The organism is Enterobacter sichuanensis, from assembly GCF_002939185.1.
Lineage (GTDB): Bacteria > Pseudomonadota > Gammaproteobacteria > Enterobacterales > Enterobacteriaceae > Enterobacter > Enterobacter sichuanensis.
The window spans coordinates 1-10,629 of sequence record NZ_POVL01000081.1 but is presented as its reverse complement, the minus strand read 5'-3'; the positions used below and the strand labels follow the sequence as shown (position 1 = coordinate 10,629).

The window sequence follows — 10,629 nt, the reverse complement described above, 5'->3', positions numbered from 1 at the left end:
GTCTGGTCTGGGCGGTAGTTCTGAATAATTTGAACAATCCTCAGTGCCTAGAATGAACGACGCATGATCGAAGCCCTGTGAGAGGTCATATTCACTTGCTCCTACTGGTAAGCTCAAATATCCCCCAATCACTGAAGAGGGAGCCTGCCATGATGCGCAGCCATCAGAGAGCCAACGCCAAGCCAGCTCGTTTCCTTGCACGTCCAGCAACTGAACCAGTTCTTTGCCGTAACTATTCGCAGTTTGATATACCCAGACAGAATTCATGCCCTGGCTAATAAGGCCCCGAATAACTTGATCAATATCCATTTAATACCCTGTTAAATAATCCCACCACTAAATCATTACCTAATGACACACCTGACAGTCACAAATCGGGATTTTATCTATTGTCATTATTCTCTGGCTGATAATAAGCAGCCATATAACCACGTCATTAAATTACCGGATAGCCGTTCCGGTGAGATCCGATTTTTACGCTATTGCGCAGTTTCCGGAAGTGTACCACGGTCAGGGAATAACCATATCGCCCTTTTATGGTGGTGAGCGGCCGGTCACGGGGCAGGGGAAGGACACAACATATAGCGTCACAGCCAGCTGAGAACACCGCTACATCTTGTGTTTCCGGGCCGCAGCGCGCCGGAGGCCGGAAAGCAGATCCGGAACAACATCTTTTCGGATCTCAGGAGAGGAAGAGAGAGATTATTGCAGGATAAGCACAAAAAAGAGTGAATTGTTGTGATGAGTGGATTATTGCTGTAAATATCGCAATTCAAATTAATTATTAACAACAAAGCAATTTAACAGCGACCCCATCCGGGGTCACCTTAATTTTGCTCAGCGATGTTCAAACCGCACCACTGGTGTATCGGTAATTTCCATCTCCATTTCCCAGAGCGTTTTCATCACACCTTCAAGTGGATCACCGTTGCTGCGGTAGAAAGTGTTAAAAAGGGTTCCATCCGGATACCTGAACAACCTGAGTTCACCAAAGGATTCAGCACTGACCATAAGTGAAAATTTCTGTTCGGAATTGAGGACAAGGTAAATAAGACAGTTATTGATCCTGAAGGGCAGAGAGCGGCTACCTCTGGCCGATACATCAACATGTATGCTAAACGCGTCATGCCTTGCCGGCTGGTAGACCAGCTCCCTCAGTTCTTCGCTGAAGCGGGAACCATAGATCATCAGAATGTAGTTATTCTGATCAGCGGACCGTTGCGCGACTTCCATTAAGAGCGTTTCGAGATTATTGACCTCAATTGTTAATTTAGCCTGTGATTTCCACAGTTCATAATGCAGTCTGTGGAGAATATTTCTCTTCACTTCTGATACCGAAGGAAAATCTCCGTAGACATTCTGATTAAGATCTCTGGCAACATAATCTTTGGAAACACCAACAGGAATGTATCTCACCAGCCAGTTGCGATCACATTCTGAATTTTGAGTAAACGTGAAGTATTTAAGCAGAACATCTTCAGACAATGCCCCAGGAAGTTCGTTTGTAAGACGAGTATCAGTATTTCTGAGTCGCTCCTGGTCTACTTCAGCAGCAACGATATCTGCCGTTTTACTACGGTTGAAGACATCTATGTATTTATCCAGAACATCATTAAAGAACACCACATTCGTTGCATAATCCGCTTCTGAAATAATATAACCTTCATAAGGAACTGAAGGGTCTCGTTTCAGTCGTTCAAGAATAGAAATTATTCTGTCTTTACTGAAATAGGAAAACAACCTTCCCGCCAGGGCTTCATTAACGCGCTGCGTAACCTGTTCAGCTGGTCGCGCGAGCTTTATGGCCAGTAAGGAGAACGCTCCGTAGAGGCTGCCAATATCCTCATTTACTCCTGTATACACCCGCCCGGGAATGTAAGGCCTTTCATTATATGAGTTCATAACCTCAATGGTTTCGGATAACCCGCTGTACCAGCTTGTATTCGTATGCAGATTACAGTGCTCAATTCTCAGTATCATGTCAATGATATCGACAGAACATCTGAATGCAGGTGTCAGCGTGTCATGTGTATCTCTATCTTCATATAATTCAGACATAATGAGATGATTTACAAGATCGGCTAAGTCTATATTTTTTTGCGGTTCAAAATGAGCAATAAGATACCCTGCCATTAACAACCGCAAATCAGATAAGGCATTTGCAAACATAATGGACAAAGCCGCATCTTTTTTATACATGCTGCCCCTGAGTAACATATCCCACTGCGGTTCTGTCTCCTTCAGGGACAGATAATCCGGAGTCAGGAAGAAACTGTGCCAGCGGTACTCTTCCTCCCAGTACCGTGTAAACCGGTTCTGATTAAACCAGAGGCAGAGAACGTCGTGAGCATATCGCACGGAAGAGGCATTATCGGCAACCACTGACGGAATAAGAAGCCTGACGGTATTATGCAGATGATACATCAGGCGGCCAGTAGAATCTTCACTCCCGGGTTTGCCAGTGATCGTGGTCATACTCCAGCCTTCCCACAGTCCGATGAACTCGCGGATAAGGGCCTGGTGAGTCAGCTCCTGGCTGGCCGAGAGGGGGCCCCCCAGTCCCGCTTTCCAGTCGTTTAACACATGCCACACCCTGAAAAGCGAAAGTAAAAACTGTCTGAAATCGGTAAAACACGTGCTCTGTGTTTTTCTGTACACATGCAATGGAATGGCCATCGATTCACGGAAATATTCGCCTGAATATTCCGTTGATTTTACGGATTCACGAAAAAACTTTCTCAATTCATAATGGAATGAATCACTGAAAGTATGGCTAAAACCTGATTCTTTTACTTCATCCAGATAATTTTTATCAACCCCGTAATTGTAACTTCTTTTGATAGAGGTATAGGTATCTGTTAATCTTTCAATTCCTGCTCTGAAGACGCTAATATTTTTATCATTAAGTGCATCGTAAGCCTCACCAAAGAAATCAAAAGTAATATCATCCAGATCCCTTTTCTTCTCAGGGCGTCCTGTTATAATACAACGGATAAATAACCACCGCCACAATCCTGAAACAGGCTTGATATTTTTCAATGACATTAAAGTCAGTTCACCGGAACGAACACCAAAGGAGGGCAGAATGATAATTTCCGCATCCTGCCCATCTACCGCCTCTAGCCTTCTCAGCAGAAATAAAAATGGCCTTATATAAATGTCTGTAACAACATCACCTTTACTGACATTAGATTTAACATGAAGCATCTCGTTTTTCTCAGAGATTGAGTAAGGCAGTATTTTAATATTACCGAGGTAATTTTCACCTACGTTAGCCCCCGGGTAGCGCAGCCACGCCAGAATATATGCTTTTTGTATGTAGTCATCCACTATCTGAGACAAAAAAAACTTATTCAATAGTCGATCGCGCTTGCTCTCATCCAGGACATTCAGACTGGAGACGAAGAACCAGATAGACAGAATAATATTGAAAAGCATCCACACAAAAGCAGTAACGGCGAAAGCTGTATTAAGATATCTGTCACCAACAGATAACATCATACCGCCCACCACAATAAATGCGGCAAGTGACAGTCCACTCAGACCAGAAAACAAATATCCGGAATGAAGTTGATATGCTGACTGAATATGCATCCTTGCTGATTTTTTTTGAAACAGAACACTTATAAGGCCCACGACAAGTGGAAAAACGATACCGATAATAGTCAACTGGCTACCCAGTAAATTAGACATCCAACCTGAAAGCGTGGTAATGCCCTTAAAATGCTGCAGAGCGAAAGGTTGTAATACAGGGCGAAAATATTCGACCACGCAAACAGCCCCGAAGGCTGCGGACCAGAGGACCAGCATAGCCCGGATGTAATGGGTGGTGCAGGCAATAAGTATTCTCTCCACCCGGTTCCAGCGAAGTTTTTTGTAATCCTGGTTCGACTTCAGGCTCCGTCGGAGTTCAGCTCTCACCTGCCATGAGACACTTTTAAGAAGTTTTCCAAACATAGATATCCTGCGTGTTCCATAAGAAATTTTATGAATAATAAGCGGTAGGGACCTTTTTTTCTCTGGAAAATGTCACCCGATGCCCTTCGTGCAAAGTTCGTCACCCTGTTATCCGATTTAGACAATTTCCGGATCTGCACGGCGGGAAACCGGTAAGTGATATGATAATTAAGCAATGCACATTAAATCATACTGGATATGATATTTATCATTTATCATAAAATCATATCTGATATGATGTTTTCTAAATGTGATGTAAATTATACGAAGTATGATTTTTGATTAAACCGGACATGTTCAGACGGAGTGTGCAGGATGTATGAAGATATGTTGTTTTCGCTCAGCTATGAGCAGATGACGCAGATGGCAGAAGAGGAAATAAAGCAATGCGATTTTCGCAGGGATGGCACCCATTATGTCTGGGAAGTGAACAAGGCTCATGACATCCTCCGCTTCTGGTATCTCCTGGCGCTGCGTGGACACACTGGCCTGGCCACAACACGGGTCGAAGCAGACTATAAACGGCTTAAAACGCTCATTTCCCAGAGGAATGAGGGACAATGATGCGGGAAAAATCCCGACGTCCGTCGCCGCTGCAGCGCCGGGTGCTGATTGTGCTGGCCGCCCTCGATGCGAAACGGCCGGGCCCGGTGGCCACGCGGGATATTGAGCGGGTGCTGGAGCAGGGCGGGGACGCCCCGGTGTACGGGCCGAACCTGCGCGCCTCCTGCCGGCGCATGGAAGCCGCGGGCTGGCTGCGCACCCTGCGCGCCCCGAACCTGCAGCTGGCCGTCGAGCTGACGGAGGCCGGTCGCGGCATTGCAGAACCGCTCTTCCAGGAAGCACGCGAGGCTGAAACGGCACGAAAACGACTGACAGACGTCCGGCGTCTGCCGTTACGCCAGACGGCTGCCGGTGACGCGGTGGAGCTGCAGCTGGATGACGGCCATTACACGATCAGGGAAGCGGCCTACGTGATCCGTCTGGACGGTACCACCTGCCTGCAGCTGACGGATGCCGGCGGCATACGCCGGATAAAAGAGGGCGATCCCCTGCAGGTGGCCAGCTGGTATCAGGCCTGTTTTGATGCAGGCCTGCCGGTCACCGTCCAGGTGAATGAGAGCCGGGACTGATCGCCACCACACAAGGAATATGAGCATAAAATGAAAGTCACTGAACCCGGGCTGAATAAGCTGATCGATAACCTGAACACCCTGATTTGCGAGGACAGCCTGCTCACGCGCCAGGAGCGTGAAACGCTGGTACTGGCAGTCGCCGCTATCGGCGCCATGAAAGCGCGCGTCGGCTTGAAAAAAGGCGATGCGCCGACCGTTGCCAGACGGGAAAAAAGGGAGAAAAAAGACCGCCAGCCTGATCCGCGTTTTCCGCGAGCCGGTCATCCCTGGCAGGAAGACGAAAAAACCTTACTGAGTGATGCGCTCGATTCGGTACCGGACGAAGAGATTGGCAGGCATCTGTTCTGGCTTTCCGAGAAACTGGGCAGAACGCCTTTCAGTGTTGCTTTCCAGATCGCGGCAATCAGGGAGCTGCAGGACGGCTGGGAGGAGCAGTTCAGGGAGATTTCGGATAAAATTCGCTTGTCCGGCCTGAGCATCAGTGATTATCTGAAGCAGAACGGCACGGGCCATAACGCCTGAAGAAATTTGCGTTACAGAAAAATTATATAACTGAGGGGCAGTGATGAAAACAGCGATATGGGTGGTGGTGTATTTAACGATGTGTTTTCTGCTTTTCACCGGATGGATGTTCGCCTTTGCGCAGTATGCGCCCTATAACGGGCAGGAACACGCGTTTTCTCTGACGTATCTGCTTAATTTATTTTTTCTTCATGTTGTGATGGTACCTTACTACGAGTTTTTTCAGACTGAAACATACAGCAATGTATTAATGAGTCTGGCAGATGAATCCGGTCAGATGATACGTTTTCATCACGTGGTACCTGTTCTCCGGATATATAGTCTGTCCGCACTCTTAACTTTTGTGGGTTACATCATATATGCAAAATGGTTCACTCATAACTGGCTGAAAGGAAAGCTTCTTCCAAAATGAAACTACCGGGACACCTAAGGATATAAAAAACCAATGACGAAACAGGAATGGATTTTACGACTACGGCGCTGTACATCGAAGGAAACCCTGGAAAGGGTTATAGAAAAAAATAAATATTCTCTGTCAGATGATGAGCTTGAGCATTTCAATGCCGCGGTTGATCACCGGCTGGCGGAGATGACGATGGGAAAGTTGTATGACCGGGTACCGTCAGGTGTCTGGAAATTTGTGAAATAGAACAGGAGACCTTATGAGTTACGGCTGGCTCTTCGAAAGTCCGGATGATGACATTTCGGGTGATAATCATATCAATCTGGAACACCTCCCTCATGAGCTAAAACAGGTTGCTATCCAGATAGTACAAAATCAGTTTGATCGTGATACTGCAGAGAAAAAACTTGCAGAATTAATCCAGAAACTCGAGTTTGATATAACTGCAGCAGAACTGTCAGCATATCTTTTTAAACCGGGAAATGCCTGACGGCTTACCCGGTAGCGATAAGAGGTATAATTAAACGTCAGATTGCCTTTAGTGTGTTGTTAACACATAATCACAACAGCGTTAATCTGAAACTGATATTGCCGGAGGGGATCATCATGACGGGAAGAGGCATTAACACAGTACGTATCGGCGATGAAGTGAAGCACATCACCGAGCTCGATGCACTAACACTCATGCATGAATGGTCAAAACTTACAAAAGAAAATACAGACCAGTATGACTATAACCGTCAGGTCAATCGGGGGTGGCGCGGCTTTATTCTTCGCCTGATGGGTATCCATTTGCCTGAAAAAAACCGTGTTTGTCTTTATGGCATTAATGCCAGAAAAGAATCCATCTATCCCGACTGAAGCCGTGCCGGCAGTGATAGTGAGCAGGCCATTGCAGAAGAATAGCCATAACTTGACTTTAAGTGCATGATATTTAACATAAAAAGCATTAAGCGAACTAATGCTGTGGTGGCTAAATTGAGATGTTCGTCTCTGTCCAAGAGACGAACCGGGCGTGTGTTATCTAAATCCTGGTCCCTTAAGTGTGTCACACACTGCAGCTGGTAGATCGCCAGATTCATATTTATTCGAACAGTCGTTTTCATCCTTGACAAATAGAACTACAGCCATCAGTATCAGAGATACAATCAGGCCAGGAATTACCCCTTTAAAAGCATCTTTAATTTTTCTTTCTTTTTTATAACCCTGAATGCAAAAGAATAAGATGGGAAATGAAAACAGCATCAAATCCATTATATTAAACAAACCGACGATCAATATCGGCAACGCCAGAATGGGACCAAAAATGAATGCAATAATGATTGTGACGATATACCCATTCATAAATCACTCCTTAATTAAATGCTGTCGGATTCATTATATATTGTTTTTATTTTGAATGGCATAATTTATCGGCCAACTTTCTTCATTAATGCATATAAAGCGGCCGGAGTAGTTACAATGCACGGCTATTTTAATGCTAATGTATGCGTACATTAGCATTAAAACACTGATCAGCCTCCGACATCTTATCAGCCAACGGGCTCGATGAGCTCTGGTCCCTGATTCTTCACATTGCCAACAGCGCGCGTTACAGGATGCCATATGAAATGATCAGCTGACACAGCTCCATCTGCAGCAATGTCTTCAGCCTCCTTACCCGAAACGTCCTGTTTCATCCACTCCCGGGCTGCGTCCGGTACCAGGACAAGTGGGCGCCGGTCATGGATATCAACGAGACCTTTATCAGCCGCGGCCGTGACAATCAGAAACCCTTCCGCCTCATCACCACGCTCAAACGGAGTGCATCCGATCGCTGCCATGAGGATTGGCTGGCCGTCTTTACGGTGGATGAAATAGGGGTTCTTCGCCGGAACCGCCGAAATTTCCGGCCAAGTGATTAGTCAAAAAGCAGTTTTGTCAGTTTATACATTTTTCCCTTACTCTCAGTGACCTAAACCATGCTATGACTGCAAATCCCCATCGGATCAACCACCAATATTCAAAACGACGCAAATGCTGGTTCATTGCTCTAAGTGCTTCAAGTATTTTGTCATGGCAATCATCAGACGACTGCTGTTTTCCATTAACTTTATTGATGATACAGTTTGTACAGGCTGCAATCCGTTCACGCGTCAGGGAATCAGCAACCAGAGTTGCTCGCCCTGAAGCGCACAAAAGTTCGTTGAGAGTGTCGCGGGTAAATTCTTCCAGCACCAGCTCGGGAAAAGCCGGTTTAATGCTCCGTGTCTTGTATTTTTCAAACCCTTTATCTGCACATAAGGCATCCATTGCGGTGAACATCAGGCAACTGTAGTCGTTGTAATGTTCTATCGTGAGTTCATAACGTTTCATCCGACTACGTCCCCGTTCTTTTAAAAGATAGGATAACATACCTGACAGAGCTGTAATAAGCATGCTGAGCATTCCCGCAGCCCACGAATTTTTTGAGATAAGTGATAATAATTCTGCTAGCATCTCCACAGGTTGCGGCTCCCTTAAATTAGCACTTTATACCGGATTCGTCGATTAGCAATCGTATCACCTACGATATGAAAATAACTATAATAAATACTTAGACGGTATATATGCTCTTACCATATTTAGAATGAAAGGAACTATAATCGGCACTATCGCTATAACACCACCACCTTGATAATCAAAAAGATATTTGACAAAGAGCACTGTTGTTACCAAAGATAGAAGTACGCTAGTAATCAAGCACTTGTTACTCAGTCTTTCTTTAAAGAATGCTGCATAACCCCAAGTGTAATATATGAAAGTCCCCACAATCGCTATAAGGTTAGAGCCATGACTATCCCCGGAATATTCATAAATATCACTACCGGATTCATCTAAATATCGGTTTGCGTAAACAAAGTTACTAATCATCAATATCAAGAAAATATAAATATTATTTTTTTTCACATTCGTCTCCATAATTTAGACAACACATCCAGATATCTTCTGTATTCTGGCTGTATTGATTATTTATTTGTTACAGTAATATTCAAATGATTTACTATAGAAATCACCAAAGCCCAATGGCCTCCATAACGTATCAAAACCCATATGAGAGCTTAGATTATCGGCCATGAATTTATCATTTCGCTTAAATAACAGATTGTTATCCCTATAAAACTCAGTGCTGTATAGCGCGTACTGGCGTTTTTTACAGTTAATATAAATGTTTTTTATGGTTGCATCGAACTGAAATTTATTTCCAAATGAATCGGCATAACTCATTAGCCTTCCTCTCTTATTTACATCAAAGAAAGGAGCGAAAACGATACCAGCCATGTCCATTTGTGGTTTTATTCTGAGAACCCACATATCTTCTGCTGAGCTTGATGTATATTTTTCCCATATGCTAGCAGCAAGTACATGTTCGGGAATGCATGTATAAAAAACGAAAACTGATAGAAAATTAACCGAAAACTTTCTGAAAATTCCATTTCTCATTTTTTAACCTTTTATTAAATTAACTTGACATCATTGCCTTGATCTTGGCATCTATTTTTTCGGCAAAAATATACGTAAGTATAATTATAAATCCCAAAAGCCAGTCCAGCAGATTAGTTCTATGAAAAATGCTGTCGACTGAGAGGTCGTAATTATATAATTGGTCTGTTAATATAACGGCAGCAATGGAGATAACCCAAAATGAAAGGGTCTTAAATGGTCTTTTCCAGTTTTCTGAAAGGTAATCTTTTAGGTTCTGATCGTTCATTTTTGTCCTCGCGCAAGTGTTCGATAAACAGTAGGTCGGGAGACTGAAAATAATTCAGCCAAATCACTGATTGAATACTCACCACATCCATGCATTCTACAAAGCTCTTTTTGCTGCTTGTCTGAAAGCTTTGGCTGTTTCCCCCTTAGTTTCCCTTTCGCCCGCGCAATAGCCATACCTTCCCGGGTACGAAGACGTATCAGATCGCCCTCGAACTCAGCAAACGTCGCCAGCACGTTAAAAAACATTTTCCCCACCGGGTCTTCTGGGTCGTAGAGACTGGCTCCCAGCGCCAGCTTCACGCCCCTGGTCTGTAATGCATCCGCAATTTCACGCGCATCAGGTACCGAGCGCGCCAGACGGTCAAGTTTCGGTACAACCAGGGTGTCACCACGGCGCACAGCGGCCAGCGCCTGATCCAGCCCTGGTCTCTGCCGGTTTGCCCCTGTCAGCCCTTTGTCGGTGTAAATCCGATCCGGGGAGACGCCCAGGCTGATCAGAGCTTCCTGTTGTGCGGCCAGATCTTGGTGGTTAGTTGAACATCGGGCATAGCCAATGCGAATTTCAGTCATAAATGTGTACGTATAAGGGGCCGTCAAAGAGATTGATATCGTACCAGTGATATGAGACAACTTCATCAGCGATTTATGGCACATCCGAAAATTTATTTAACTGTCCGTTGAACGATCCTCTTACGGACATAATTAATCGGGGTCAGGATGACTACTCGTGGCAAAGCGACAGGCAAAAGTGAACGACTGGCTGTTTTAAATAATGCCGAACAGGAAGCGCTGTATGGTCTCCCTGACTTCGATGATGCACAGCGGCTGGAATATCTTGCTCTGGATGAATCTGAGCTGGCACTGGCCTGTAGTCGTCAG

The 10,629-nt window shown here is 44.9% G+C and carries 15 protein-coding genes and 2 pseudogenes; 7 read left to right on the top strand and 10 right to left on the bottom strand.

Annotation, left to right across the window (positions count from 1 at the left end; genetic code table 11):
• From C5687_RS24770 to C5687_RS22540, 3 genes and pseudogenes are all read right to left on the bottom strand, one after another.
• Positions 1-309 (bottom strand): hypothetical protein (locus C5687_RS24770; protein ID WP_158252230.1); only part of this gene is annotated, 309 nt, incomplete at its 3' end.
• A 127-nt stretch (positions 310-436) separates the two neighbouring features.
• Positions 437-682: pseudogene (locus C5687_RS25420) on the bottom strand (hypothetical protein); the annotation flags it as partial.
• A gap of 155 nt (positions 683-837) precedes the next feature.
• The gene (locus C5687_RS22540; RefSeq protein WP_060415433.1) at positions 838-3,957 is read right to left on the bottom strand and encodes a hypothetical protein; all 3,120 of its coding nucleotides are present in this window, start codon (positions 3,955-3,957) and stop codon (positions 838-840) included.
• Between the two features lie 315 nt (positions 3,958-4,272).
• Between C5687_RS22540 and C5687_RS22535 the strand changes: the two genes are divergently transcribed.
• From C5687_RS22535 to C5687_RS22505, 7 genes are all read left to right on the top strand, one after another.
• On the top strand, positions 4,273-4,521 hold the full coding sequence (locus tag C5687_RS22535; RefSeq protein WP_000272716.1) for a hypothetical protein: 249 nt from the start codon (positions 4,273-4,275) through the stop codon (positions 4,519-4,521).
• A complete protein-coding gene (locus C5687_RS22530) occupies positions 4,518-5,090 on the top strand; it encodes a hypothetical protein (RefSeq protein ID WP_104558021.1) in 573 nt (190 codons plus the stop codon). The genes C5687_RS22535 and C5687_RS22530 overlap by 4 nt, the downstream gene beginning before the upstream one ends.
• A 30-nt stretch (positions 5,091-5,120) precedes the next feature.
• Positions 5,121-5,615 carry a hypothetical protein gene (locus C5687_RS22525; protein ID WP_020805591.1) on the top strand — a complete coding sequence of 165 codons (495 nt, stop codon included), beginning with the start codon at positions 5,121-5,123 and terminating at the stop codon, positions 5,613-5,615.
• A gap of 43 nt (positions 5,616-5,658) precedes the next feature.
• Entirely contained in the window at positions 5,659-6,027 is a 369-nt protein-coding gene (locus C5687_RS22520) for a hypothetical protein (protein ID WP_004197807.1), read from the top strand.
• A gap of 33 nt (positions 6,028-6,060) precedes the next feature.
• On the top strand, positions 6,061-6,264 hold the full coding sequence (locus tag C5687_RS22515; protein ID WP_012540085.1) for an HHA domain-containing protein: 204 nt from the start codon (positions 6,061-6,063) through the stop codon (positions 6,262-6,264).
• 13 nt (positions 6,265-6,277) lie between these two features.
• Positions 6,278-6,508, top strand: a complete 231-nt coding sequence (locus tag C5687_RS22510) for a hypothetical protein (protein ID WP_104558019.1) — start codon at positions 6,278-6,280, stop codon at positions 6,506-6,508.
• 116 nt (positions 6,509-6,624) lie between these two features.
• Positions 6,625-6,879: a hypothetical protein gene (locus C5687_RS22505; protein ID WP_104558017.1), complete on the top strand. Its 255-nt coding sequence runs from the start codon at positions 6,625-6,627 to the stop codon at positions 6,877-6,879.
• A 159-nt stretch (positions 6,880-7,038) separates the two neighbouring features.
• Here the strand turns inward: C5687_RS22505 and C5687_RS22500 are convergent, their stop codons facing one another.
• The 7 genes and pseudogenes from C5687_RS22500 to C5687_RS22470 form a co-directional block, all read right to left on the bottom strand.
• Positions 7,039-7,362: a hypothetical protein gene (locus C5687_RS22500; RefSeq protein WP_086074166.1), complete on the bottom strand. Its 324-nt coding sequence runs from the start codon at positions 7,360-7,362 to the stop codon at positions 7,039-7,041.
• A 188-nt stretch (positions 7,363-7,550) separates the two neighbouring features.
• Positions 7,551-7,886 (bottom strand): annotated as a pseudogene (locus tag C5687_RS22495) (SOS response-associated peptidase family protein); the annotation flags it as partial.
• A gap of 52 nt (positions 7,887-7,938) precedes the next feature.
• Positions 7,939-8,496 (bottom strand): hypothetical protein, encoded by a 558-nt coding sequence (locus C5687_RS22490; protein ID WP_087863368.1) that lies wholly within the window; start codon positions 8,494-8,496, stop codon positions 7,939-7,941.
• A gap of 84 nt (positions 8,497-8,580) precedes the next feature.
• On the bottom strand, positions 8,581-8,946 hold the full coding sequence (locus C5687_RS22485; RefSeq protein WP_133061449.1) for a hypothetical protein: 366 nt from the start codon (positions 8,944-8,946) through the stop codon (positions 8,581-8,583).
• A gap of 63 nt (positions 8,947-9,009) precedes the next feature.
• A complete protein-coding gene (locus C5687_RS22480; RefSeq protein WP_099433492.1) occupies positions 9,010-9,480 on the bottom strand; it encodes a hypothetical protein in 471 nt (156 codons plus the stop codon).
• A gap of 19 nt (positions 9,481-9,499) precedes the next feature.
• A complete protein-coding gene (locus C5687_RS22475) occupies positions 9,500-9,748 on the bottom strand; it encodes a hypothetical protein (protein WP_046664164.1) in 249 nt (82 codons plus the stop codon).
• The gene (locus C5687_RS22470) at positions 9,745-10,320 is read right to left on the bottom strand and encodes a recombinase family protein (RefSeq protein ID WP_025367783.1); all 576 of its coding nucleotides are present in this window, start codon (positions 10,318-10,320) and stop codon (positions 9,745-9,747) included. The genes C5687_RS22475 and C5687_RS22470 overlap by 4 nt, the downstream gene beginning before the upstream one ends.
• Positions 10,321-10,629: the final 309 nt, after the last annotated feature.